This window comes from Candidatus Riesia pediculicola, assembly GCF_002073915.1.
Classification (GTDB): domain Bacteria; phylum Pseudomonadota; class Gammaproteobacteria; order Enterobacterales; family Enterobacteriaceae; genus Riesia; species Riesia pediculicola.
The window spans coordinates 548,841-574,389 of the sequence record NZ_CP012841.1 but is presented as its reverse complement, the minus strand read 5'-3'; the positions used below and the strand labels follow the sequence as shown (position 1 = coordinate 574,389).

The 25,549-nt window shown below is 28.7% G+C and carries 21 protein-coding genes and 2 tRNA genes; 11 read left to right on the top strand and 12 right to left on the bottom strand.

Features of this window, described 5'->3' with window-relative positions; all coding sequences use genetic code 11:
- The 3 genes from rpoD (AOE55_RS00060) to rpsU (AOE55_RS02675) form a co-directional block, all read right to left on the bottom strand.
- A partial coding sequence (gene rpoD, locus AOE55_RS00060; protein WP_155760522.1) for an RNA polymerase sigma factor RpoD occupies window positions 1–1,819 on the bottom strand: 1,819 nt, incomplete at its 3' end.
- Window positions 1,820–1,923: 104 nt separating this feature from the next.
- Window positions 1,924–3,684, bottom strand: coding sequence for a DNA primase (gene dnaG, locus AOE55_RS02680; protein WP_013087601.1), 1,761 nt, complete (start codon window positions 3,682–3,684; stop codon window positions 1,924–1,926).
- 33 nt (window positions 3,685–3,717) lie between these two features.
- The gene (rpsU, locus tag AOE55_RS02675) at window positions 3,718–3,963 is read right to left on the bottom strand and encodes a 30S ribosomal protein S21 (protein WP_013087413.1); all 246 of its coding nucleotides are present in this window, start codon (window positions 3,961–3,963) and stop codon (window positions 3,718–3,720) included.
- Window positions 3,964–4,162: 199 nt separating this feature from the next.
- On the opposite strand from rpsU (AOE55_RS02675), the gene tsaD (AOE55_RS02670) reads away from it, so the two are divergent.
- Both tsaD (AOE55_RS02670) and AOE55_RS02665 read left to right on the top strand, forming a co-directional pair.
- The gene (gene tsaD, locus AOE55_RS02670; RefSeq protein WP_013087484.1) at window positions 4,163–5,194 is read left to right on the top strand and encodes a tRNA (adenosine(37)-N6)-threonylcarbamoyltransferase complex transferase subunit TsaD; all 1,032 of its coding nucleotides are present in this window, start codon (window positions 4,163–4,165) and stop codon (window positions 5,192–5,194) included.
- 54 nt (window positions 5,195–5,248) lie between these two features.
- Complete coding sequence (locus AOE55_RS02665; RefSeq protein WP_013087464.1) at window positions 5,249–5,602, top strand: dihydroneopterin aldolase; 354 nt, start codon at window positions 5,249–5,251, stop codon at window positions 5,600–5,602.
- Between the two features lies 1 nt (window position 5,603).
- Here AOE55_RS02665 and AOE55_RS02660 read toward each other — a convergent pair whose 3' ends face one another.
- Window positions 5,604–6,857 (bottom strand): tRNA nucleotidyltransferase/poly(A) polymerase-related protein, encoded by a 1,254-nt coding sequence (locus AOE55_RS02660; protein ID WP_013087431.1) that lies wholly within the window; start codon window positions 6,855–6,857, stop codon window positions 5,604–5,606.
- A 495-nt stretch (window positions 6,858–7,352) separates the two neighbouring features.
- Between AOE55_RS02660 and AOE55_RS02655 the strand changes: the two genes are divergently transcribed.
- Window positions 7,353–8,765: a PfkB family carbohydrate kinase gene (locus AOE55_RS02655; protein WP_013087404.1), complete on the top strand. Its 1,413-nt coding sequence runs from the start codon at window positions 7,353–7,355 to the stop codon at window positions 8,763–8,765.
- 169 nt (window positions 8,766–8,934) lie between these two features.
- Window positions 8,935–9,420, top strand: a complete 486-nt coding sequence (ssb, locus tag AOE55_RS02650) for a single-stranded DNA-binding protein (RefSeq protein ID WP_013087478.1) — start codon at window positions 8,935–8,937, stop codon at window positions 9,418–9,420.
- Between the two features lie 65 nt (window positions 9,421–9,485).
- On the opposite strand, the gene AOE55_RS02645 is transcribed toward ssb (AOE55_RS02650), so the two are convergent.
- The 3 genes from AOE55_RS02645 to AOE55_RS02635 form a co-directional block, all read right to left on the bottom strand.
- Window positions 9,486–9,557, bottom strand: a tRNA-Asn gene (locus tag AOE55_RS02645).
- Between the two features lie 103 nt (window positions 9,558–9,660).
- Window positions 9,661–10,146 (bottom strand): single-stranded DNA-binding protein, encoded by a 486-nt coding sequence (ssb, locus tag AOE55_RS02640; RefSeq protein WP_013087478.1) that lies wholly within the window; start codon window positions 10,144–10,146, stop codon window positions 9,661–9,663.
- A 169-nt stretch (window positions 10,147–10,315) separates the two neighbouring features.
- Window positions 10,316–11,728: a PfkB family carbohydrate kinase gene (locus AOE55_RS02635; RefSeq protein WP_013087404.1), complete on the bottom strand. Its 1,413-nt coding sequence runs from the start codon at window positions 11,726–11,728 to the stop codon at window positions 10,316–10,318.
- Between the two features lie 495 nt (window positions 11,729–12,223).
- Here AOE55_RS02635 and AOE55_RS02630 point away from each other — a divergent pair, with 495 nt between their 5' ends.
- Entirely contained in the window at window positions 12,224–13,477 is a 1,254-nt protein-coding gene (locus AOE55_RS02630) for a tRNA nucleotidyltransferase/poly(A) polymerase-related protein (RefSeq protein WP_013087431.1), read from the top strand.
- 1 nt (window position 13,478) lies between these two features.
- On the opposite strand, the gene AOE55_RS02625 is transcribed toward AOE55_RS02630, so the two are convergent.
- Together AOE55_RS02625 and tsaD (AOE55_RS02620) are read right to left on the bottom strand one after the other, a co-directional pair.
- Window positions 13,479–13,832, bottom strand: coding sequence for a dihydroneopterin aldolase (locus AOE55_RS02625; RefSeq protein ID WP_013087464.1), 354 nt, complete (start codon window positions 13,830–13,832; stop codon window positions 13,479–13,481).
- 54 nt (window positions 13,833–13,886) lie between these two features.
- Window positions 13,887–14,918, bottom strand: coding sequence for a tRNA (adenosine(37)-N6)-threonylcarbamoyltransferase complex transferase subunit TsaD (tsaD, locus tag AOE55_RS02620; protein ID WP_013087484.1), 1,032 nt, complete (start codon window positions 14,916–14,918; stop codon window positions 13,887–13,889).
- A 199-nt stretch (window positions 14,919–15,117) separates the two neighbouring features.
- On the opposite strand from tsaD (AOE55_RS02620), the gene rpsU (AOE55_RS02615) reads away from it, so the two are divergent.
- The 5 genes from rpsU (AOE55_RS02615) (at window position 15,118) to AOE55_RS02595 (ending at window position 19,783) form a co-directional block, all read left to right on the top strand.
- The gene (rpsU, locus tag AOE55_RS02615) at window positions 15,118–15,363 is read left to right on the top strand and encodes a 30S ribosomal protein S21 (RefSeq protein WP_013087413.1); all 246 of its coding nucleotides are present in this window, start codon (window positions 15,118–15,120) and stop codon (window positions 15,361–15,363) included.
- Window positions 15,364–15,396: 33 nt separating this feature from the next.
- The gene (dnaG, locus tag AOE55_RS02610) at window positions 15,397–17,157 is read left to right on the top strand and encodes a DNA primase (RefSeq protein WP_013087601.1); all 1,761 of its coding nucleotides are present in this window, start codon (window positions 15,397–15,399) and stop codon (window positions 17,155–17,157) included.
- Between the two features lie 104 nt (window positions 17,158–17,261).
- Window positions 17,262–19,151, top strand: coding sequence for an RNA polymerase sigma factor RpoD (gene rpoD / locus AOE55_RS02605; RefSeq protein ID WP_013087710.1), 1,890 nt, complete (start codon window positions 17,262–17,264; stop codon window positions 19,149–19,151).
- A 4-nt stretch (window positions 19,152–19,155) separates the two neighbouring features.
- Window positions 19,156–19,230: transfer RNA gene (locus AOE55_RS02600), tRNA-Ile, on the top strand.
- Between the two features lie 37 nt (window positions 19,231–19,267).
- Window positions 19,268–19,783: a DedA family protein gene (locus AOE55_RS02595; RefSeq protein ID WP_013087420.1), complete on the top strand. Its 516-nt coding sequence runs from the start codon at window positions 19,268–19,270 to the stop codon at window positions 19,781–19,783.
- A 28-nt stretch (window positions 19,784–19,811) separates the two neighbouring features.
- Here the strand turns inward: AOE55_RS02595 and glyS are convergent, their stop codons facing one another.
- Entirely contained in the window at window positions 19,812–21,881 is a 2,070-nt protein-coding gene (gene glyS / locus AOE55_RS02590) for a glycine--tRNA ligase subunit beta (RefSeq protein ID WP_080611802.1), read from the bottom strand.
- A 2-nt stretch (window positions 21,882–21,883) separates the two neighbouring features.
- Window positions 21,884–22,744: a glycine--tRNA ligase subunit alpha gene (locus AOE55_RS02585; protein ID WP_013087572.1), complete on the bottom strand. Its 861-nt coding sequence runs from the start codon at window positions 22,742–22,744 to the stop codon at window positions 21,884–21,886.
- A gap of 486 nt (window positions 22,745–23,230) precedes the next feature.
- On the opposite strand from AOE55_RS02585, the gene AOE55_RS02580 reads away from it, so the two are divergent.
- The gene (locus AOE55_RS02580) at window positions 23,231–24,805 is read left to right on the top strand and encodes a TerC family protein (protein ID WP_013087606.1); all 1,575 of its coding nucleotides are present in this window, start codon (window positions 23,231–23,233) and stop codon (window positions 24,803–24,805) included.
- Window positions 24,806–24,880: 75 nt separating this feature from the next.
- Here AOE55_RS02580 and dcd read toward each other — a convergent pair whose 3' ends face one another.
- Window positions 24,881–25,465: a dCTP deaminase gene (dcd, locus tag AOE55_RS02575; RefSeq protein ID WP_041855192.1), complete on the bottom strand. Its 585-nt coding sequence runs from the start codon at window positions 25,463–25,465 to the stop codon at window positions 24,881–24,883.
- Window positions 25,466–25,549 lie beyond the last annotated feature (84 nt).

Below are 25,549 nucleotides of genomic sequence, written 5' to 3'. Positions count from 1 at the left end.
CTTCTATTTGTCTAATTCTTTCTCTAGTGACATCAAACTGCTTTCCTACTTCTTCTAAAGTGTGATCTGTATGCATATCAATTCCAAATCTCATACGTAATACTTTGGCTTCTCTTGTAGTAAGTCCTGAAAGAACTTCGTTGGTTGCAGATCTTAAACTTTCTGAAGTAGCAGATTCTAATGGTAATTCTAATGTTGTATCTTCTATGAAATCTCCCAAATGACTGTCTTCGTCGTCTCCTATTGGGGTTTCCATTGAGATAGGTTCTCTTGCTATTTTAAGGACTTTTCTAATTTTTTCTTCAGGAATAAGCATTCTTTCTGAAAGCTCTTCTGGAGATGGCTCTCTTCCTGTTTCTTGAAGTATTTGCCGAGATATATGATTTAGTTTGTTGATCGTTTCAATCATATGAACTGGAATACGAATTGTTCTAGCTTGATCAGCTATAGATCTAGTGATAGCTTGTCTAATCCACCATGTCGCATAAGTAGAAAATTTATATCCTCTTCTGTACTCAAATTTATCTACGGCTTTCATTAATCCTATGTTTCCTTCTTGAATAAGATCTAAAAACTGTAATCCACGATTAGTATATTTTTTAGCTATTGAAATTACCAATCTTAAATTTGCCTCTACCATTTCTTTTTTAGCTCTTCTTGCTATTGTTTCTCCAATGGATATTTTTCTACCAATTTCTTTAATTTTACTAATGCTTATTCCGGTATCTTTTTCGATTTCGTTTAACTCATTGAGAGCTTGAACAATTGTCGAATCTAATTTGAATTTTTTTTCATCTTTTTTATTATATCGATTGGATACGATTAATTCTTTTAGATCGTACTCTTTCGGATTTTCAGAAAAAAGATTTAAAAAATACTTTTTTGGAATTTTATATTCTTTAAACGAAATATTTATGATTAGTTTCTCTTGAATTTTAATCTTTTCTATGGTTTTTCTTATATCTGATATAAGAAAATCGAGTTGTTTTGGAACTAATCGAAATTGTTTAAATATTTCACATAGATCTTGAATATCCAAAATGGATTGAGAAGATTTTATTCCATTCTCTTTAAGAGAATGAGTGACTTTTTCATACTGATTTTGAAGTTCCAAAAATTTTTTTCTGGCAATTTTTGGATCAATATGGTTCCATTCATCTTCTACGTTAGTTCTTGTCGAATTTTGACTCTTAGATATATCTTTTTTTTCATAGTTGTTTGATAAAATCTCATCTAAAACGGAATTTATTCGATTTAATTTCATAGAAGAAAAATTTTTATCAACATTTTTCGAACTCGAAAAAGTATCTTCTGAAGATAAGCCGGTAATGATATCAGATAACTTCATTTCTCCAGATTCGAATAGAAAATATTGTTTCAAAATGTAACTAATAGATTTCGGATATTCTGATATGGAACGTTGAATTTGATTAATACCATCTTCTATTCTTTTAGCAATGTCAATTTCGCCTTCTCTAGTAAGAAGTTCTATCGTACCCATTTCTCTCATATACATCCTGATTGGATCAGTTGTTCTTCCGATTTCTTGTTCTACACTAGACAAAACTTGAGTAGCAGCTTCGACAGTTTCTTCGTCTGTACTACTCGTAGGATCTGTTAGTATGAGCTCATCTTCATCCGGAACTTCTTCTGTAACACGAATTCCCATGTCGATTATTGTTTGAATAATATCTTCTATTTGATCTGAATCAACTATATCTTCCGGAAGATTATCGTTCACTTCAGAATAAGTCAGATATCCTTTTTCTTTTCCTTTATTAACTAGTACTTTTAATTGAGATTTCGGGTTGCGATCCATAATAAATCCTTATACTTTGTATCTATCGATGATTAAAATTAAAAAATAATTAGAAATATTTAAATTATAAAATAATTTGAAGTTTTCATTATTGTCTACAAAATTCATTTTCGAGAAGTTATTCGAAGAACTTCTTCTTTTTCTTTGATATTCAATCCTATTTTTCTTTCTTTTGAGATCAAAAAATTGAACCTTTCGTTTACAGCTATGGAAGTTAAATGGAACATTGCATCTTGAAAAATTCTTCTTTCGATTTTCTTTTCTAAAAAAAAGTTATGATTTTCCGAATCTTCTTTGAGTTTTCTAAAAAGAACATCATTATTAAAACGTTTTTCTAATTGATTGGAATCAATTTCAGGATAATTTCTACAGATATTGAAAATCTTCAAAAACAGCTTAATTCCAAATAGTTTTATATTTTCATATTTAGAAATATTAAAATTTGGAAAATACCTCACAAAATTAGGATTTTTGATTAATAACTTAATCAAAATAGATATTGTTCGAGATTGATTACCTAGTTTCTTTATTTTAGGAGATTTCTTTTGAATAGTACTTTTTAAAGGTTTTTTTATGCTTCTGTCCTGTATAGAAACCCCTATGATATGGCTAAGCTCATTAAACATACATTTCTTAAAAACGTATCCAGGTATCTTATAAATTATTGGAGAAACTAGAGTGCTAAATCTTGCTTTTCCTTCGTTGTTGCTTAAATCTATTTTTTTTTTAAATCTATTAAACAAAAAGTAGGAAAGAAGGTGAGATTTTTCTATTCTTTTTTCAAATTTTTCTTTTCCTTCTTCACGAATAATTTTATCTGGATCATATCCATTCGGCAAAAACATAAATCTTGCTTGACGATCATCCTCCATGTATGAAATGATTATCTTCAATGTTCTCCATGCTGCAGAATATCCCGCCTGATCTCCATCAAAACAGAATACCACGGAGTTTGTAAACTTAAAAATAGTTTTTACATGATTTTCTGTTAAAGATGTTCCAAGAATTGCTACTGCATAGTTAATCTGAAATTGTTTTAATGATATCACGTCCATATAACCTTCTACTACCAGAAGCTTTGAAGGATGGTTTTGTTCCTTAATTACTTCATACATTCCATATAGGATTTTTCCTTTTTTAAAAATAACGCTTTCTGGGGAATTAATGTACTTTGGTTGAATATGATCATTTAAAATTGTTCTTCCTCCAAAGGCTACTATCATTCCTCTTCGGTTTCTAATTGGAAAAGTTATTCTGTTATGAAATTTATTTAAAATTCTTCCTTTTTCATTAATTTTTATGATTCCGATCTCTTTAAGATGATGTGAATAATTTTTCATCTGAATTATTTTTTTTTTTATTTTATCATCAAAAATGGATCCAAATCCTATAGAAAAATGTTGTATTGTATTTTGGTCTAAACCTCTTCTTTGCAAGTACCTTTTTGCTGAATAAGAAAAGCTGTATTTCCAGGAATCTATGAAAGTTTTGTTTATCTCATGCAATATTCCGTAAAAGATGCGTTTAAAATTCTCTCTTTTTGAAAAATTATTTAGTTCTTCATAGACTATTTCCAGACCGTTCATCTCAGAAAGTTCTTTGATAGCTTCAACGAAACCGACTCCTTTATAATTCATCAAAAAATCGATTGAGTTTCCATGAGAACTGCAACCAAAGCAATAATAGAATCTTTTTTCTTTATTCACAGTGAAAGAAGGGGTCTTCTCTTTATGAAATGGACACAAAGCCACATAGTTTTTCCCTTTTTCTTGAAGATTTATATCATTTTGAATTAATTCCACGATATCTGTAATCTCAATTAGCTCTTTAACAAATTCGTTTGATATTTTTTTATTTTTGAGCATATCATCGTGCTTTCATATTCTTAAAAAATTTTTTCATCTTTTCTTCTTTAACAGATTCGGATTTAGAAATGTCCGAAATCTTCTTGAATTTTCTCTAGCTATTTTTTTTGCATGTCTTTTAATGGAAGAAGCCTTTTCTCTTTTTCTAACTGTTGTCGGTTTTTCATAAAATTCTCTTCTCCTGACTTCTGCAAGAACCCCAGCTTTTTCGCAAGAACGTTTGAATCTTCGAAAAGCTAAGTCAAACGGCTCATTTTCTTTAACTTTTATTATAGGCATAAGGTCAATTATCTCTTGAATTTAAATACTGTGTAGAATATTATAAAAGATTATCTGTTTAAAATTACAAAATATTTATTCTACTCGAATATAAAAAAATATGCAAAAAACAGGATTTTTTTGAAGAAATTTTCTTGATTTTTTAGTGTTTTTAAAAATACTTGATCTAAAATTTTTCAAATAGTAAAAGAGATATTATATGATGGTTCTTGGAATAGAAACTTCTTGTGATGACACTGGAGTAGCTATTTATGATGATGAATTGGGACTTTTGTTCAATAAAGTTGAAAGTCAACACGAGTTACATAGTCGATATGGTGGGGTATTACCAGAATTAGCTTCCAGAGCGCATTCAATTAAATTACCTAAACTAATCAAATTAGCAATTTCCCAGAAAAACCTTCTGACGAATAATAAAGTTGATGCAATTGCTTATACTGCTGGTCCTGGGTTGGTAGGTTCTTTACTAGTTGGTTCAATTTTTGGAAAGTCCTTAGCTTTTTCTTTGAAGATTCCTGTAATTCCCGTTCATCACATAGAAGGTCATATTTTTTCTGTTATGCTATGTCAAAAAGAAATTCCAGATTTTCCATTTTTGGTTCTTTTGATTTCAGGGGGAAATACTCAGATTATATCTGTTCAATCTGTTGGAAAATATCGATTGTTAGGAAGGTCTAGAGATGATTCAGTAGGAGAAGTTTTTGATAAAGTTGCCAGACATTTAGGATTAAAGTATCCAGGTGGATATTTGATATCCTCAATTGCTAATAAAGGTAATCCAGGAAAGTTTCGATTTCCAAGACCTATGATTCATTCAGATGATCTAGATCTTAGTTTTTCTGGCTTAAAAACTAGTGTTTTAAATGTTATTCAAGAAAGAAAATTAGATTTTCAAACAATATGTGATATAGCGTATGAATTTGAGAAATCTGTAGTAGATACATTGATAGAAAAATGCAGAGCTGCTTTGAATCGTGAGAAAGTTGATAATCTAGTTGTAGTAGGAGGAGTAGGTTCGAATTTTTCTATTAGATCCAAAATAAAATCATTTTTTGGAAATGTTGGAAAAAAAGTTTTTTTTCCTAAATATGAATTTTGTACTGATAATGGAGCAATGATAGCGTATGCTGGAACATTACGATTAAAATATCAAATAAGTAGTTCTCCTACGTTTTTAAAAAAAGTTATCGATCCGAAATTATCCATATCGAAATATTCAGAAGAGATATGAAAGAGTTGAAAAAAATAAATATCTTAAAATTTTTTTGATAAAAAAGGATTCATTATGAAAGTTTTAATCATTGATCAACTATCAATTTTTACCAGAATTGGAGTTTACGATTGGGAAAAACAAATAAAACAGAAATTATTAATTAGTATAAAAATTTCTCGAAAAAAATATGATATTGAGAATGAAAAATTCGAAAACTATCTAGATTATTCTAAGATAAGCGAAACTATCGTGAATTATCTTGAAAGAAATTCTTTTTCTTTGATAGAAGAAGTTGCTGACAAAATATCTAGAATTCTGTTCAATCAGTTCTTTTGCAATTGGGTAAAAGTTACGGTATTTAAACCTAACGCTATAGCGAGAGCGAAAACGGTCGGTGTATGTTTAGAAAGAAAAATAGATATATAATTTATCTTAAATGATTTTTTCTTATTTTTTTTAAGTTCATCACTTTTTCTATTATTTTTAATCTGTTCTTTAGGATTGTCCCGCGTATTTCTTTATTTTTCATTTTTTGAAAGTCAATTTTTAAAGAGCTTTTCGATACTTTCTTAAATATTTTCATTAATAATTCTCCTTGTGGGTAATAACATCCTAGTTCCAGCCTATTTTTAACAATGTAATGAGCTTTACATACCGTGATGAGTTGATCTATATTTTTCGGTTTTCTCCAAACATCCATTTGATCAAATATTTTGATAACCTCTTTGCTGCAAGAATTTTGGATATTTTGAACATTTTGATGAACTTTAGCAATGGCAACGGATAATTTTTTAGTTTTAGTTGGAACACACATTCTATCGCAAAAACTACGAACCATTTGAACAGCTGAGTTAATCTTTTTTTCTTTGGAATTACTCATATGATTATCGTAAAAAAAAACAGTAAAATTACTACATAAAGCTGCGAATCTTACTTCAATACTTTTTGTTAACAAAGCTGATTTTTTAATAACAAGAAAGATATATTCTTTTTGATCAATAAAAGAAGTAAGTGAAGACTTTTTTTTGAAAGATTTTGTTAAAATAATTTGAATTTCTGGAAAAAGTACAGATAGAGCTCCACATTGAAAAAGCATTTTAAAATATAAATCTGGAGATGAAGTAGATAAAGCTTTTTTAGTTTCTATCCAAACTCTCTCTTTGCTGACTGTTTTGAGGTCTTCTTGTTGAACCATCTCTTCGATTATTTTCCAGGTTTTATGATAAATGGTGAAATAATATTCAGATAGTTTTGCGTAAAATCTGGCTGTCCTTAGCACTCTAATCGGATCTTCCGAAAAAGCATTAGAAACATGTCTTATGATTCTCTTTTGAATGTCTTTGATTCCAAAAAAAGGGTCTATGATTTTGTTTTTTGTTGTTTTAGCAATTGCATTGATGGTTAGATCTCTTCTATATAAATCTTCTTCAATAGTTACAGAAGGAGAACTGAAACATTGAAAACCAGTGTGACCGGATCCTATTTTTCGATCAATTCTTGCTAATGAATACTCCTCTTTAGTAACTGGATGTAAAAATACAGGAAAGTCTCTGCCGACCTGTTGAAATCCCAGTCGAATCATTTCTTGAGGGCTGCTTCCAACGACCAACCAATCTCTATCTGAAATGGGCATCCCTAATATTTGATCTCTGACAGCTCCTCCTACTAAATAAATTTTCATATCGTCGTTATATGTTAAAATCGTATCTTCTGATTTGATCAGTATAATTTTTTCGTTAATCTATGACCAGATTTTTTAAAAAAAGCGTTTACAAATTCTTATATCGTATATTGTTCGAAATAGATATTTAATTTCTTAGTTTTTTTATCTTATTGATACGAGATGAATTGGATTAATTAATGAGAATTTTATAAATTCATCATTTAACGCCTAGTAACAAGAAACGATTTATGTGAAGTATAAAAATCTCAAAACTCTTTAGAGATCTCGAAATTTACCAATAAAGATAATAATAGCTATTGATGTTTTTTAAAAAATTGATAATCTTTTTTAAATAGGTTTGTCTTTCAATTAAAAGAACGTTTTTCTGAAAAGTTCGATACTTCATGAAAAAATTATGTATTCCAATATTTTAGAACAACCTTTCATGTATATTTCTCACTGGATGTTGAGGATTAGTATTTTAATTTATGTGATATATCTTACGGAGAATAAATGAAATTTTCTATTCCCAATTTTGAAAAAAACAGAATTTTAGTGATCGGAGATATTATTTTAGATAATTATTGGTATGGAATAACTGAAAAAATTTCAAAAGAAGCTCCAATTCCTACAGTTAATATAAAGAGTAGATTGTCTAAATTAGGAGGAGCTGCCAACGTTGCAGTCAATGCATCCAGATTAGGAGCAAGAGTTTTTTTGATCGGTTTGGTTGGAAACGATGAATCATCTGAAATTGTTAGAAGTGAATTAGTCAGGTTAAAAATTCTCTTCGATCTTATCGTTCTTCCAAATTATTTAACAGTAACCAAATTTAGAATTTTTTCCAAAAATCAACAAATCGCTCGAATGGATTTTGAAGAAAAAATAAAAGAAAAATGTTCTGAATATGTTTCGTATATCTTAGAAAAGGTAAAAAAAAGAATTTCTTTCGCGCAAGTCATTGTATTATCTGATTATGGAAAAGGAGCTTTATATGAAACTTCTAAAATAATTGATCTCGCTAGGAATTATAAAATACCAGTTTTAGTTGATCCTTATGGAAAAAATTTTGAGAAATATAAAGAATCTACCATGCTTACACCTAATTTGGATGAGTTTGAATTGGTTGTTGGAAAATGTTCAAACAATTCTGAAATGGAGAAAAAGGGTTTTGAGATGATTCGTAGTTTATCTTTGGAAAGCATATTGATCACACTTTCTGAAAAAGGAATTTTGTTATTGTCTAACAAAGAACATAAATTATATTTACCGTCTTTTGTAAGAAATGTAAAGAATGTTACTGGAGCTGGAGATACCATGATTGCTACTTTGGCGGTAGCTTTCTCTTCTTCTGAATTAAGTTTAGATCAATCTTGTTTTTTATCCAATATTGCTGCTTCTATCGTTGTAGAAAAAGAAAATACTTCTGATGTTTCAATAGAAGAATTGAAAAGAAGATTCTATGAAAGAAGCTGTAGATTTTTTGGTATTCTTCGGGAAGATCAAATAAAAAATACTGTAAATATTTGTAAGTTCTTAAAAGAAAAAATTGTAATGGTGGTCGGATACTTGGACGAGATTCATCTTACTTATGTTCGATATCTTAACAGAGCTCGTAACTTTGGGGATCGACTGATCGTTGCGATCAACATTGATACATCTATCGAGAGATTAAAATTGAAGAATACTTTCTATTCCACGGAAAATACAATGGAAATTTTATTACAGTTGAAATCAGTAGATTGGATTATTCCATTTAAAGAAAAAAGTCCAGAAAATATTGTTAGGAAAATTAAACCAGATGTTTTTATATCGACAAAAATATGTTCGTCTTGGATCGAAAATATATTTCGTTATGTAGGAGAAGTGAAAATTCTCAATTTTAAAGACAATCGGTTTTATGATGAGAATGTAAAAATAGTATGAAAAAAGATGGTTTTTGATTTTTGTAATATAAAAACTTTTAAAAAAAATTGTCCTTTTTATTCTCATATTTATATAATAAGGAATATCTGTTTTCTTTATGAATTTTGTTTGTTTTTTTTGTTGCGATTCCACGAAAGATGAAGTAATCAAAATTTAGGAGTAATTATAAATGGCTAGTAGAGGTATAAATAAGGTAATATTAATTGGTTATTTAGGTCAGGATCCAGAGATTCGATATATGCCTAACGGAAACGCTGTAGCGAATTTGTCTCTAGCTACTTCTGAAAATTGGAAAGATAAGCAAACCGGAGAAATGAGAGAAAGAACAGAATGGCATAGAGTTGTCATATTTGGCAAACTAGCAGAGGTATCTGGAGAACATTTAAGAAAAGGATCTCAGGTTTATATCGAAGGTTCTTTGCAAACTAGAAAATGGCAGGATCAAAACGGGCAAGATCGATACAATACCGAAGTTATTGTGAATATCGGCGGTACGATGAGAATGTTGGGTACTAAAAATCATCAAGATCTTTCTCAAAGAGATAAACCATCGATTTGGGAGAAACAAAAGACTTCTGAAAAGATCGTCGATTCAAGTTCAAATGAAGAAGGCAAGGAAGAATCGATAGAATTTGATGACGATATTCCCTTTTAGTTCATTTGATCAAATTAATTTCGAGTTTCTTACGGAATTTTTTAATTCTATCTAAAAAAATAAAACTCCTCCAACTGGATTCGAACCAGTGCATACGGATTAACAGTCCGCCGTTCTACCATCTGAACTATGGAGGATTATTTTAAATTCCTAATTATATAATGGTTAAAATATTATAGTCAATCAAATATTTTTTTAAAAAATTCCGTAAGAAACTCGAAATTAATTTGATCAAATGAACTAAAAGGGAATATCGTCATCAAATTCTATCGATTCTTCCTTGCCTTCTTCATTTGAACTTGAATCGACGATCTTTTCAGAAGTCTTTTGTTTCTCCCAAATCGATGGTTTATCTCTTTGAGAAAGATCTTGATGATTTTTAGTACCCAACATTCTCATCGTACCGCCGATATTCACAATAACTTCGGTATTGTATCGATCTTGCCCGTTTTGATCCTGCCATTTTCTAGTTTGCAAAGAACCTTCGATATAAACCTGAGATCCTTTTCTTAAATGTTCTCCAGATACCTCTGCTAGTTTGCCAAATATGACAACTCTATGCCATTCTGTTCTTTCTCTCATTTCTCCGGTTTGCTTATCTTTCCAATTTTCAGAAGTAGCTAGAGACAAATTCGCTACAGCGTTTCCGTTAGGCATATATCGAATCTCTGGATCCTGACCTAAATAACCAATTAATATTACCTTATTTATACCTCTACTAGCCATTTATAATTACTCCTAAATTTTGATTACTTCATCTTTCGTGGAATCGCAACAAAAAAAACAAACAAAATTCATAAAGAAAACAGATATTCCTTATTATATAAATATGAGAATAAAAAGGACAATTTTTTTTAAAAGTTTTTATATTACAAAAATCAAAAACCATCTTTTTTCATACTATTTTTACATTCTCATCATAAAACCGATTGTCTTTAAAATTGAGAATTTTCACTTCTCCTACATAACGAAATATATTTTCGATCCAAGACGAACATATTTTTGTCGATATAAAAACATCTGGTTTAATTTTCCTAACAATATTTTCTGGACTTTTTTCTTTAAATGGAATAATCCAATCTACTGATTTCAACTGTAATAAAATTTCCATTGTATTTTCCGTGGAATAGAAAGTATTCTTCAATTTTAATCTCTCGATAGATGTATCAATGTTGATCGCAACGATCAGTCGATCCCCAAAGTTACGAGCTCTGTTAAGATATCGAACATAAGTAAGATGAATCTCGTCCAAGTATCCGACCACCATTACAATTTTTTCTTTTAAGAACTTACAAATATTTACAGTATTTTTTATTTGATCTTCCCGAAGAATACCAAAAAATCTACAGCTTCTTTCATAGAATCTTCTTTTCAATTCTTCTATTGAAACATCAGAAGTATTTTCTTTTTCTACAACGATAGAAGCAGCAATATTGGATAAAAAACAAGATTGATCTAAACTTAGTTCAGAAGAAGAGAAAGCTACCGCCAAAGTAGCAATCATGGTATCTCCAGCTCCAGTAACATTCTTTACATTTCTTACAAAAGACGGTAAATATAATTTATGTTCTTTGTTAGACAATAACAAAATTCCTTTTTCAGAAAGTGTGATCAATATGCTTTCCAAAGATAAACTACGAATCATCTCAAAACCCTTTTTCTCCATTTCAGAATTGTTTGAACATTTTCCAACAACCAATTCAAACTCATCCAAATTAGGTGTAAGCATGGTAGATTCTTTATATTTCTCAAAATTTTTTCCATAAGGATCAACTAAAACTGGTATTTTATAATTCCTAGCGAGATCAATTATTTTAGAAGTTTCATATAAAGCTCCTTTTCCATAATCAGATAATACAATGACTTGCGCGAAAGAAATTCTTTTTTTTACCTTTTCTAAGATATACGAAACATATTCAGAACATTTTTCTTTTATTTTTTCTTCAAAATCCATTCGAGCGATTTGTTGATTTTTGGAAAAAATTCTAAATTTGGTTACTGTTAAATAATTTGGAAGAACGATAAGATCGAAGAGAATTTTTAACCTGACTAATTCACTTCTAACAATTTCAGATGATTCATCGTTTCCAACCAAACCGATCAAAAAAACTCTTGCTCCTAATCTGGATGCATTGACTGCAACGTTGGCAGCTCCTCCTAATTTAGACAATCTACTCTTTATATTAACTGTAGGAATTGGAGCTTCTTTTGAAATTTTTTCAGTTATTCCATACCAATAATTATCTAAAATAATATCTCCGATCACTAAAATTCTGTTTTTTTCAAAATTGGGAATAGAAAATTTCATTTATTCTCCGTAAGATATATCACATAAATTAAAATACTAATCCTCAACATCCAGTGAGAAATATACATGAAAGGTTGTTCTAAAATATTGGAATACATAATTTTTTCATGAAGTATCGAACTTTTCAGAAAAACGTTCTTTTAATTGAAAGACAAACCTATTTAAAAAAGATTATCAATTTTTTAAAAAACATCAATAGCTATTATTATCTTTATTGGTAAATTTCGAGATCTCTAAAGAGTTTTGAGATTTTTATACTTCACATAAATCGTTTCTTGTTACTAGGCGTTAAATGATGAATTTATAAAATTCTCATTAATTAATCCAATTCATCTCGTATCAATAAGATAAAAAAACTAAGAAATTAAATATCTATTTCGAACAATATACGATATAAGAATTTGTAAACGCTTTTTTTAAAAAATCTGGTCATAGATTAACGAAAAAATTATACTGATCAAATCAGAAGATACGATTTTAACATATAACGACGATATGAAAATTTATTTAGTAGGAGGAGCTGTCAGAGATCAAATATTAGGGATGCCCATTTCAGATAGAGATTGGTTGGTCGTTGGAAGCAGCCCTCAAGAAATGATTCGACTGGGATTTCAACAGGTCGGCAGAGACTTTCCTGTATTTTTACATCCAGTTACTAAAGAGGAGTATTCATTAGCAAGAATTGATCGAAAAATAGGATCCGGTCACACTGGTTTTCAATGTTTCAGTTCTCCTTCTGTAACTATTGAAGAAGATTTATATAGAAGAGATCTAACCATCAATGCAATTGCTAAAACAACAAAAAACAAAATCATAGACCCTTTTTTTGGAATCAAAGACATTCAAAAGAGAATCATAAGACATGTTTCTAATGCTTTTTCGGAAGATCCGATTAGAGTGCTAAGGACAGCCAGATTTTACGCAAAACTATCTGAATATTATTTCACCATTTATCATAAAACCTGGAAAATAATCGAAGAGATGGTTCAACAAGAAGACCTCAAAACAGTCAGCAAAGAGAGAGTTTGGATAGAAACTAAAAAAGCTTTATCTACTTCATCTCCAGATTTATATTTTAAAATGCTTTTTCAATGTGGAGCTCTATCTGTACTTTTTCCAGAAATTCAAATTATTTTAACAAAATCTTTCAAAAAAAAGTCTTCACTTACTTCTTTTATTGATCAAAAAGAATATATCTTTCTTGTTATTAAAAAATCAGCTTTGTTAACAAAAAGTATTGAAGTAAGATTCGCAGCTTTATGTAGTAATTTTACTGTTTTTTTTTACGATAATCATATGAGTAATTCCAAAGAAAAAAAGATTAACTCAGCTGTTCAAATGGTTCGTAGTTTTTGCGATAGAATGTGTGTTCCAACTAAAACTAAAAAATTATCCGTTGCCATTGCTAAAGTTCATCAAAATGTTCAAAATATCCAAAATTCTTGCAGCAAAGAGGTTATCAAAATATTTGATCAAATGGATGTTTGGAGAAAACCGAAAAATATAGATCAACTCATCACGGTATGTAAAGCTCATTACATTGTTAAAAATAGGCTGGAACTAGGATGTTATTACCCACAAGGAGAATTATTAATGAAAATATTTAAGAAAGTATCGAAAAGCTCTTTAAAAATTGACTTTCAAAAAATGAAAAATAAAGAAATACGCGGGACAATCCTAAAGAACAGATTAAAAATAATAGAAAAAGTGATGAACTTAAAAAAAATAAGAAAAAATCATTTAAGATAAATTATATATCTATTTTTCTTTCTAAACATACACCGACCGTTTTCGCTCTCGCTATAGCGTTAGGTTTAAATACCGTAACTTTTACCCAATTGCAAAAGAACTGATTGAACAGAATTCTAGATATTTTGTCAGCAACTTCTTCTATCAAAGAAAAAGAATTTCTTTCAAGATAATTCACGATAGTTTCGCTTATCTTAGAATAATCTAGATAGTTTTCGAATTTTTCATTCTCAATATCATATTTTTTTCGAGAAATTTTTATACTAATTAATAATTTCTGTTTTATTTGTTTTTCCCAATCGTAAACTCCAATTCTGGTAAAAATTGATAGTTGATCAATGATTAAAACTTTCATAATGAATCCTTTTTTATCAAAAAAATTTTAAGATATTTATTTTTTTCAACTCTTTCATATCTCTTCTGAATATTTCGATATGGATAATTTCGGATCGATAACTTTTTTTAAAAACGTAGGAGAACTACTTATTTGATATTTTAATCGTAATGTTCCAGCATACGCTATCATTGCTCCATTATCAGTACAAAATTCATATTTAGGAAAAAAAACTTTTTTTCCAACATTTCCAAAAAATGATTTTATTTTGGATCTAATAGAAAAATTCGAACCTACTCCTCCTACTACAACTAGATTATCAACTTTCTCACGATTCAAAGCAGCTCTGCATTTTTCTATCAATGTATCTACTACAGATTTCTCAAATTCATACGCTATATCACATATTGTTTGAAAATCTAATTTTCTTTCTTGAATAACATTTAAAACACTAGTTTTTAAGCCAGAAAAACTAAGATCTAGATCATCTGAATGAATCATAGGTCTTGGAAATCGAAACTTTCCTGGATTACCTTTATTAGCAATTGAGGATATCAAATATCCACCTGGATACTTTAATCCTAAATGTCTGGCAACTTTATCAAAAACTTCTCCTACTGAATCATCTCTAGACCTTCCTAACAATCGATATTTTCCGACAGATTGAACAGATATAATCTGAGTATTTCCCCCTGAAATCAAAAGAACCAAAAATGGAAAATCTGGAATTTCTTTTTGACATAGCATAACAGAAAAAATATGACCTTCTATGTGATGAACGGGAATTACAGGAATCTTCAAAGAAAAAGCTAAGGACTTTCCAAAAATTGAACCAACTAGTAAAGAACCTACCAACCCAGGACCAGCAGTATAAGCAATTGCATCAACTTTATTATTCGTCAGAAGGTTTTTCTGGGAAATTGCTAATTTGATTAGTTTAGGTAATTTAATTGAATGCGCTCTGGAAGCTAATTCTGGTAATACCCCACCATATCGACTATGTAACTCGTGTTGACTTTCAACTTTATTGAACAAAAGTCCCAATTCATCATCATAAATAGCTACTCCAGTGTCATCACAAGAAGTTTCTATTCCAAGAACCATCATATAATATCTCTTTTACTATTTGAAAAATTTTAGATCAAGTATTTTTAAAAACACTAAAAAATCAAGAAAATTTCTTCAAAAAAATCCTGTTTTTTGCATATTTTTTTATATTCGAGTAGAATAAATATTTTGTAATTTTAAACAGATAATCTTTTATAATATTCTACACAGTATTTAAATTCAAGAGATAATTGACCTTATGCCTATAATAAAAGTTAAAGAAAATGAGCCGTTTGACTTAGCTTTTCGAAGATTCAAACGTTCTTGCGAAAAAGCTGGGGTTCTTGCAGAAGTCAGGAGAAGAGAATTTTATGAAAAACCGACAACAGTTAGAAAAAGAGAAAAGGCTTCTTCCATTAAAAGACATGCAAAAAAAATAGCTAGAGAAAATTCAAGAAGATTTCGGACATTTCTAAATCCGAATCTGTTAAAGAAGAAAAGATGAAAAAATTTTTTAAGAATATGAAAGCACGATGATATGCTCAAAAATAAAAAAATATCAAACGAATTTGTTAAAGAGCTAATTGAGATTACAGATATCGTGGAATTAATTCAAAATGATATAAATCTTCAAGAAAAAGGGAAAAACTATGTGGCTTTGTGTCCATTTCATAAAGAGAAGACCCCTTCTTTCACTGTGAATAAAGAAAAAAGATTCTATTATTGCTTTGGTTGCAGTTCTCATGGAAACTCAATCGATTTTTTGATGAATTATAAAGGAGTCGGTTTCGTTGAAGCTATCAAAGAACTTTCTGAGATGAACGGTCTGGAAATAGTCTATGAAGAACTAAATAATTTTTCAAAAAGAGAGAATTTTAAACGCATCTTTTACGGAATATTGCATGAGATAAACAAAACTTTCATAGATTCCTGGAAATACAGCTTTTCTTATTCAGCAAAAAGGTACTTGCAAAGAAGAGGTTTAGACCAAAATACAATACAACATTTTTCTATAGGATTTGGATCCATTTTTGATGATAAAATAAAAAAAAAAATAATTCAGATGAAAAATTATTCACATCATCTTAAAGAGATCGGAATCATAAAAATTAATGAAAAAGGAAGAATTTTAAATAAATTTCATAACAGAATAACTTTTCCAATTAGAAACCGAAGAGGAATGATAGTAGCCTTTGGAGGAAGAACAATTTTAAATGATCATATTCAACCAAAGTACATTAATTCCCCAGAAAGCGTTATTTTTAAAAAAGGAAAAATCCTATATGGAATGTATGAAGTAATTAAGGAACAAAACCATCCTTCAAAGCTTCTGGTAGTAGAAGGTTATATGGACGTGATATCATTAAAACAATTTCAGATTAACTATGCAGTAGCAATTCTTGGAACATCTTTAACAGAAAATCATGTAAAAACTATTTTTAAGTTTACAAACTCCGTGGTATTCTGTTTTGATGGAGATCAGGCGGGATATTCTGCAGCATGGAGAACATTGAAGATAATCATTTCATACATGGAGGATGATCGTCAAGCAAGATTTATGTTTTTGCCGAATGGATATGATCCAGATAAAATTATTCGTGAAGAAGGAAAAGAAAAATTTGAAAAAAGAATAGAAAAATCTCACCTTCTTTCCTACTTTTTGTTTAATAGATTTAAAAAAAAAATAGATTTAAGCAACAACGAAGGAAAAGCAAGATTTAGCACTCTAGTTTCTCCAATAATTTATAAGATACCTGGATACGTTTTTAAGAAATGTATGTTTAATGAGCTTAGCCATATCATAGGGGTTTCTATACAGGACAGAAGCATAAAAAAACCTTTAAAAAGTACTATTCAAAAGAAATCTCCTAAAATAAAGAAACTAGGTAATCAATCTCGAACAATATCTATTTTGATTAAGTTATTAATCAAAAATCCTAATTTTGTGAGGTATTTTCCAAATTTTAATATTTCTAAATATGAAAATATAAAACTATTTGGAATTAAGCTGTTTTTGAAGATTTTCAATATCTGTAGAAATTATCCTGAAATTGATTCCAATCAATTAGAAAAACGTTTTAATAATGATGTTCTTTTTAGAAAACTCAAAGAAGATTCGGAAAATCATAACTTTTTTTTAGAAAAGAAAATCGAAAGAAGAATTTTTCAAGATGCAATGTTCCATTTAACTTCCATAGCTGTAAACGAAAGGTTCAATTTTTTGATCTCAAAAGAAAGAAAAATAGGATTGAATATCAAAGAAAAAGAAGAAGTTCTTCGAATAACTTCTCGAAAATGAATTTTGTAGACAATAATGAAAACTTCAAATTATTTTATAATTTAAATATTTCTAATTATTTTTTAATTTTAATCATCGATAGATACAAAGTATAAGGATTTATTATGGATCGCAACCCGAAATCTCAATTAAAAGTACTAGTTAATAAAGGAAAAGAAAAAGGATATCTGACTTATTCTGAAGTGAACGATAATCTTCCGGAAGATATAGTTGATTCAGATCAAATAGAAGATATTATTCAAACAATAATCGACATGGGAATTCGTGTTACAGAAGAAGTTCCGGATGAAGATGAGCTCATACTAACAGATCCTACGAGTAGTACAGACGAAGAAACTGTCGAAGCTGCTACTCAAGTTTTGTCTAGTGTAGAACAAGAAATCGGAAGAACAACTGATCCAATCAGGATGTATATGAGAGAAATGGGTACGATAGAACTTCTTACTAGAGAAGGCGAAATTGACATTGCTAAAAGAATAGAAGATGGTATTAATCAAATTCAACGTTCCATATCAGAATATCCGAAATCTATTAGTTACATTTTGAAACAATATTTTCTATTCGAATCTGGAGAAATGAAGTTATCTGATATCATTACCGGCTTATCTTCAGAAGATACTTTTTCGAGTTCGAAAAATGTTGATAAAAATTTTTCTTCTATGAAATTAAATCGAATAAATTCCGTTTTAGATGAGATTTTATCAAACAACTATGAAAAAAAAGATATATCTAAGAGTCAAAATTCGACAAGAACTAACGTAGAAGATGAATGGAACCATATTGATCCAAAAATTGCCAGAAAAAAATTTTTGGAACTTCAAAATCAGTATGAAAAAGTCACTCATTCTCTTAAAGAGAATGGAATAAAATCTTCTCAATCCATTTTGGATATTCAAGATCTATGTGAAATATTTAAACAATTTCGATTAGTTCCAAAACAACTCGATTTTCTTATATCAGATATAAGAAAAACCATAGAAAAGATTAAAATTCAAGAGAAACTAATCATAAATATTTCGTTTAAAGAATATAAAATTCCAAAAAAGTATTTTTTAAATCTTTTTTCTGAAAATCCGAAAGAGTACGATCTAAAAGAATTAATCGTATCCAATCGATATAATAAAAAAGATGAAAAAAAATTCAAATTAGATTCGACAATTGTTCAAGCTCTCAATGAGTTAAACGAAATCGAAAAAGATACCGGAATAAGCATTAGTAAAATTAAAGAAATTGGTAGAAAAATATCCATTGGAGAAACAATAGCAAGAAGAGCTAAAAAAGAAATGGTAGAGGCAAATTTAAGATTGGTAATTTCAATAGCTAAAAAATATACTAATCGTGGATTACAGTTTTTAGATCTTATTCAAGAAGGAAACATAGGATTAATGAAAGCCGTAGATAAATTTGAGTACAGAAGAGGATATAAATTTTCTACTTATGCGACATGGTGGATTAGACAAGCTATCACTAGATCTATAGCTGATCAAGCTAGAACAATTCGTATTCCAGTTCATATGATTGAAACGATCAACAAACTAAATCATATATCTCGGCAAATACTTCAAGAAACAGGAAGAGAGCCATCTCCAGAAGAGCTTTCAGAAAGAATGCTTATTCCTGAAGAAAAAATTAGAAAAGTCCTTAAAATAGCAAGAGAACCTATCTCAATGGAAACCCCAATAGGAGACGACGAAGACAGTCATTTGGGAGATTTCATAGAAGATACAACATTAGAATTACCATTAGAATCTGCTACTTCAGAAAGTTTAAGATCTGCAACCAACGAAGTTCTTTCAGGACTTACTACAAGAGAAGCCAAAGTATTACGTATGAGATTTGGAATTGATATGCATACAGATCACACTTTAGAAGAAGTAGGAAAGCAGTTTGATGTCACTAGAGAAAGAATTAGACAAATAGAAGCAAAAGCTCTAAGAAAATTAAGACATCCTAGCCGTTCAGAACTACTAAGAAGTTTTTTAGATGAACAATGATATCGGCCCTTTAGCTCAGATAGGTTAGAGCAGACGACTCATAATCGTTTGGTCGCTGGTTCGAATCCAGCAAGGGCCAACGATGATCCTGTTTAAAAGACAAGATCAATAAAAACATGGTAGATCATATATTATTAAAAGTTCAATCCAATCCAGACTGGATAATTTATTTTATTTTTGTGATATCTCTTGGAAAATCTGTAGTTATAGTTTCTACATTTTTACCACCAGCTTATATTACTTTACTTACTTTAATAATCATTTCTGATAAATATTTAAATGACATTACTACTTGGATTACAATAACAATTGGATCTTTTTTTGGATCCATCATTTGTCATTTTATCGGTTATATGATAAGAACTTCAAACCAAAAAAAAATGGGTTTTATATTTGAAAAATACGATAGAAAAATAAAAAAAATAAAATATGTACTAAGAGATCAAGGAAAGTCTTTCCTGATAATATTTTTATCTCGATTCCTAGCAGTTTTCAGATATTTAGTACCGTTGGTATCTGGAATGATGAATGTTAAAAGAATACATAAATACTTCTTTTTTTATCTATTCTCTTCTTCGATATGGTCTTTTTTTCTGATTCTTGCTTCTAATTTAATTAATTTTTTTTCATAAAAAAATAAATATAAAAAGAAAGATTCGACTATTTCTTGAGACAAGAAAAATCAATGATTTTTGACAATAAACTCTGAACACTTTTCAAAATATTGATTCGATTTTGTCGAATATTATGGTTTTTATCCATAATTATAGTATGTTTAAAAAAATGATCTACTGGAATCACCAAATCATGCATTTTGAGCATACATTCGAAATACATTTTTCGAGAAAATAAACTATATACTTCGCGCTTTACTGAAAGAAAAGTTTGAAATAATTCTATTTCTTGAGTTGACTGAAGTAATTGATGATCGATATCATCATGGACTTGATTCGTATTTTTATTAACAATTTTCGAAATTCTTTTATTAATTCGAAAAAGATTTTGTAACTTTTCGTTTGACTGAAATAATAAAATTGCTTTAATTTTTAAATTAAAGTCCTGCAAATCCTTTATAGAACTTAATTGAATTGAATTAATTAGGTTCATCGGACATCCGTTCTGGAAATACCAATATTTCAATCTTCTCATCAAAAAATTATCTATATTTTTCAAAAAATCTCTTTTTCTAAAAAGAAAAGAACTATATATTTTTGAAGATTTTTCTATTATTTCCAATAAATTGAAATCATACTTTTTTTCAATCATAATTCTTAATATTCCAATAGACATTCTTCGTAAAAATAGCGGATCTTTTTTTCCTTGATATTCTATCCCAATTCCAAACATAGCAACTAAGGAATCTATCTTATCTGAAATAGAAAGAATATCTCCAATTTTTGAAATTGGAAGACGATCTCTTGAATATCTTGGATAATATTGCTCTCTAATAGCAATTGAAACTTCATCGTTCTCCATATCTAATTTGGCGTAGCACATCCCAACAATCCCTTGAGTATCTGAAAAACAATTGACCATAGAGGTTGCTAAATCACATTTGGACAACAAACTCGCACGAAAAACTAATTTTTTTTGAGTAATTCCTATCTTTTCAGATATATACTTTGATAAGATGATTATTCTCTTAGTTTTTTCATACATATTTCCTAATTTTTTATAAAACAAAATCCTTTTTGTCATAGATAAAAAATCAAACAAACTATAAATTCTATCTTTTTGAAAGAAAAAAAGAATATCTTCTAGACGAGAATTAATAACTTTTTGATTATCATGAATAACTTTATTTTTTCTTCTCAAAAAAGGAGCGTCGTAAACAAATATGAATTCTGAAGTTAATTGGCCTTTTTTATCATATATTGGAATGTACTTATGAACAGTCTGTATAATATGAACAATTATATCTTTTGGAAAAGATAAAAATCTTTTTTTAAAACTTGCTTTTAACAGATTCGGCCATTCTACCATTGAAGTCATTTGGTCTAATATTCCATAATCTAATTTAACTGTTCCATTAGAACTTTTAGCTAATATGTTGATTTTTTTTCGAATAATGGATTTTCTTACTTTATAATCTGGAATAACATGACCAAATTTTTGTAAAGAATAAGGATATTGATCGGCTGAATCTAAAAGAATATATTTTTCTTCTGAAAAATATGATCTATTTTTAAGAGTCTTTCTACTAATATTTATTCCAAAAATACGATTTCCATCATTTACTAAAAATTTGTCTAAAAGAATTACTACGCTATGAACTGGTCGAATAAATTGATTTTTTACGTTACCATCTCCCCATTTCATAAATCCAAAAGAAGAAAGATTCCTTAAGGAAAATATGACCATTCGAATTATTTTTGAATATAAGGTTTTTCGATGAAATGAAATTTCATCTAAACAATCATAATTTTCTTCAAAACATTTTTTTTTATAACATTTTGAAAAATTGTTTTGAGGAAAATCACGTGTTTTTATCAATCTCTTTTCTGGTTTGCAATGTTCGATTGAACTAGAAAACCCGATTATTTTGACGGCTAATCTCCTTAAAGAAACATAACTATATATTTTATCGGAATCAAAACGATTTTTTTTTAATTGATCTAGAAAGTTATTAGAGAACTTTTTCAATATTAACCATAAGATTCTATATGGAAGATCTTCTGTTCCTATTTCAATTAATAAAGTTTTCTTGAAAAGAATTTTTTTATCATGCATATCTATTTTTTCGAATTTAAATAAATTTTAGCGATTTTTTTAATTAAATTATATATTTTTGATATATACATTTGTCTTTCATTAACAGAGAAAACATTTCTCGCATCCAAAATATTAAAATAATGTATAGATTTTAGTAAATGTTCATAAGAAGGAATAGGCAATCCTTTATCTTGATCTAATAAACTTATGGACTGTTTTTGATGATTTTTAAAGCTTTCTAGTAAGAAATTAATATCAGAATGTTGAAAATTATACTCAGATTGTTCTATTTCATTTCGATAAAATATATCTCCATATTTAACTTTTCCAAATTTACTGTTTGCCCAAACCAAATCGAAAACATTTTCTACATTCTGAATATGCATAGAAATTCTTTCTAACCCATAAGTTAATTCAACCACAATTTTATCGCAAGGAATTCCACAAACTTTCTGAAAATACGTAAATTGAGTAATTTCCATGCCATTCAACCAAATTTCCCATCCGACTCCGCTGGCTCCTAAAGTTTCGTTTTCCCAATTATCCTCTACAAATCTAATATCATTATTTTTTAAATCAATTCCTAGCATATCTAAGGATCGTAAATAAATTTCTTGAATGTCAAAAGGAGCAGGTTTAATAACAACTTGAAATTGGTAATAATGTTGAAGTCTATTTTTACTTTTTGAATATCTTCCGTCTGTTGGTCTTCTAGAAGGTTGTGTATACGCAATAGCGATTGACTGATCAGAAATTGCATTTAAACAAGTCATTGGATGAGAGGTTGCTGCCCCTACTTGTATATCTACTGGTTGTATTATTATACAACCCATTTTAATCCAATATTTTTGTAAATAAAGAATAATCTCTTGAAAAGTCATATTTATATTATAATCTGAACGATTTTTGAGAACAGTATATTACAATAATAATATTCACACAATAAACGTGGAAAGACATATTTAAATCAGATGAAATTAAAAGAAAATTTTTATGCAGTGATTAGATTAACAAAAGTTAGAAATCATATGATTGCGATATTAAGTTAGTTTCAACAAAATCTTATTCAAATTGAAAACAAACAAAGATTATCGATATCAATATTTAATATTTTTGAAAAATTAAATTTATATGATTAACATTTTTCAAAATTTTAAAAATTATTAAACATTAAAAAAAATTCCTTTAAAGAATTTATTGAAATTATTTTTAGATTGCTTAGAATTCGTTTCCTATCAACAATAAACTATTCTATATCGATCAATGTTGGTAGAAAAACTATTTGTAAATCGATCGAGTATTTCGATATATTTTTTTATTATTAAGAATATGAAAAACCTTCTAAGACTTCTTCAGTTATCTGATTTATGATAGAAAAAATTATTTGGTATTTATATGACCCTATTCTCTGGATAGGATTACTTAATTTAATCATTATTGAGATTATTCTCGGAGTGGATAATTTAATTTTTATTACTATTCTATCTGAAAAGTTATCTGAAAAAAGAAATCAAGCCATAACAATTGGGTTAATCAGTGCTTTATTAATCAGAATTTCTCTTTTATTTAGTTTAAATTACTTAATTTCTTTAAAAGAAAGAAATATCGTTTTATTTGGTTTTTTATTCAGCATTAAAGATATTTTAATTTTGTTTGGTGGACTGTTTTTAATATTCAAATCAACTATCGAGTTACATGAAAGGTTAGAAGGAAAGGATTTACAGAAAAAGAACCAAAAATACGATGAAGGGAAAACTGCAAAATATTGGTACACCGTCATCCAAATAATTATGTTAGATACTATATTTTCAGTAGACTCCATAATTACTGCCATCGGAATCATAGATCATATAAAAATTGTAATAATAGCAATCACAATTTCCACTTTACTAATGATAATTGCTAGTAAACAACTAACTAAACTCGTTCATAACCATCCAACAATCGTTATTTTATGCTTAAGTTTCCTGCTAATGATTGGTTTTAGTTTATTTTTAGAAGGATTTGGGTATTCAATACCAAAAGGATATCTTTATTTTTCGGTTAGTTTCTCCATATTGATCGAGATTTTGAATCATTTTGCTATTCTCAATAGAAGAAAAATTCTCAAAAGCAAAAAATCAATCAGAGAGAGAACTGCAGAAGCCATTCTAAGAATTTTAGAAGGAAAACACGATTCAATAGAACTGGACAAAGAAACATTGGATTTAACTCACGATACAAAAAATATTTTTAATCATCAGGAGAAACAGATGGTTGTTCGTTTGCTAGGATTTTCTCAAAGAAGTGTGAACAGCGTGATGACTTCCAGACATGACATTAAATACGTAAATATTGATCAATCAAAAGAAGAGATCGTCGAAATAATAGAAAAATACCATCCAAATCATCTGATCGTAATTGATAAATCAGTCAGCAATGAACCAATAGGAATCGTGTATATTTCTGATATATTAGAACAACAACTTAGAAAAAAATCTTTTGATTTAAACAAATTAATTACTCAACCAATTATTTTTCCAGAAAATTTATCTTTATTTCAAGCAATAAAGCAATTTCAACAAGCTAAAACACATTTTGCATTTGTTGCCGACGAGTTCGGATCTGTAGAAGGAATCATTACACTAATAGATATAATAGAAACGTTTTCGGGAAATCTTTCAATAGATCAAGAAGAAAAAGATTCCAGATACGACATTCAGAAATTAAAAAATAGTAGATGGCTTGTAAACGGATCTATTCCATTAGAAGATCTCATTCTACATATTCCAATTACCTTAGATGAGAATAGAGAATACGAAACAATAGCTGGACTTTTGATGGAAAAACTTCAAAGAGTACCTTCGGTAGGAGAAAGAGTACTCATTGAAAGATGGATTTTTGAGCCAATAGAAGTCAATAGCAGAAGAATCAAAAAAATCCTCATAACAACAACTCTATGAGATCCGATATAACTTCTTTAAACTTTGAAAGAAAATAGATCATCGTTCTTCATTTATTCCAAAAGATTAAGAAGTTTAACTCAAACAAGAAAATATAGAAGGACGAAATTGATTTCGATATTTAGCTCCCTTCTTAGAACTATAAGGACGTAAGGAAGATCCAGAAATTTTTTCAAAACTAATTGCGCAAATAACCATTTTTGGTCTCAGAAATAGAGGAAATTTTCCCAAATTAATTATTTCCAAAACAATTTTTCCATTCCAACCAGGATCTATTCGATTAGAAGTCACATGCACCATTAATCCAAATCTTGCAAAGGAAGATTTTCCATCTATCCATCCTACAATATCATTCGTCAAAGAAAGACTTTCAAAAGTGATAGCTATTATTAGTTCTGTTGGGCGTAACAAAATTTTTTCATGATCCTCTAAAAGGATTCTCTTACTGATCATCTCGTCTAGGTAAGAACCATCTTTTCTTTGTTGAAGTTCACCGAGATCTATGCATGGAGATGAATTATTTTTCTGAAAGACTCTCACTTCATTACCTAAATGAAAGTCTACAGTTACTCCACTAATCTTTTCTATCTTTGGAGAAGGAGAGATATAAATTTTTCCAGACTTTAAGTGTTGTATAATATCTTTGTCACAAAATCTCATAATTCCTCCTGAATAACGGAAACATATCAATTCATATAATTCTTAAATATAAAAAGTAAATAATTTTCATAAAATTTCTAAAAT

Coding starts and splice junctions, on each gene's coding strand:
- rpsU (WP_013087413.1), bottom strand. CDS start 3,963: ATGCCTATAATAAAAGTTAAAGAAAATGAGCCGTTTGACTTAGCTTTT.
- AOE55_RS02585 (WP_013087572.1), bottom strand. CDS start 22,744: ATGACTTTTCAAGAGATTATTCTTTATTTACAAAAATATTGGATTAAA.
- AOE55_RS02655 (WP_013087404.1), top strand. CDS start 7,353: ATGAAATTTTCTATTCCCAATTTTGAAAAAAACAGAATTTTAGTGATC.
- AOE55_RS02630 (WP_013087431.1), top strand. CDS start 12,224: ATGAAAATTTATTTAGTAGGAGGAGCTGTCAGAGATCAAATATTAGGG.
- AOE55_RS02660 (WP_013087431.1), bottom strand. CDS start 6,857: ATGAAAATTTATTTAGTAGGAGGAGCTGTCAGAGATCAAATATTAGGG.
- dcd (WP_041855192.1), bottom strand. CDS start 25,465: ATGAGATTTTGTGACAAAGATATTATACAACACTTAAAGTCTGGAAAA.
- AOE55_RS02635 (WP_013087404.1), bottom strand. CDS start 11,728: ATGAAATTTTCTATTCCCAATTTTGAAAAAAACAGAATTTTAGTGATC.
- tsaD (WP_013087484.1), top strand. CDS start 4,163: ATGATGGTTCTTGGAATAGAAACTTCTTGTGATGACACTGGAGTAGCT.
- dnaG (WP_013087601.1), top strand. CDS start 15,397: ATGCTCAAAAATAAAAAAATATCAAACGAATTTGTTAAAGAGCTAATT.
- AOE55_RS02625 (WP_013087464.1), bottom strand. CDS start 13,832: ATGAAAGTTTTAATCATTGATCAACTATCAATTTTTACCAGAATTGGA.
- AOE55_RS02595 (WP_013087420.1), top strand. CDS start 19,268: ATGGTAGATCATATATTATTAAAAGTTCAATCCAATCCAGACTGGATA.
- ssb (WP_013087478.1), top strand. CDS start 8,935: ATGGCTAGTAGAGGTATAAATAAGGTAATATTAATTGGTTATTTAGGT.
- dnaG (WP_013087601.1), bottom strand. CDS start 3,684: ATGCTCAAAAATAAAAAAATATCAAACGAATTTGTTAAAGAGCTAATT.
- glyS (WP_080611802.1), bottom strand. CDS start 21,881: ATGCATGATAAAAAAATTCTTTTCAAGAAAACTTTATTAATTGAAATA.
- ssb (WP_013087478.1), bottom strand. CDS start 10,146: ATGGCTAGTAGAGGTATAAATAAGGTAATATTAATTGGTTATTTAGGT.
- AOE55_RS02665 (WP_013087464.1), top strand. CDS start 5,249: ATGAAAGTTTTAATCATTGATCAACTATCAATTTTTACCAGAATTGGA.
- AOE55_RS02580 (WP_013087606.1), top strand. CDS start 23,231: ATGATAGAAAAAATTATTTGGTATTTATATGACCCTATTCTCTGGATA.
- tsaD (WP_013087484.1), bottom strand. CDS start 14,918: ATGATGGTTCTTGGAATAGAAACTTCTTGTGATGACACTGGAGTAGCT.
- rpsU (WP_013087413.1), top strand. CDS start 15,118: ATGCCTATAATAAAAGTTAAAGAAAATGAGCCGTTTGACTTAGCTTTT.
- rpoD (WP_013087710.1), top strand. CDS start 17,262: ATGGATCGCAACCCGAAATCTCAATTAAAAGTACTAGTTAATAAAGGA.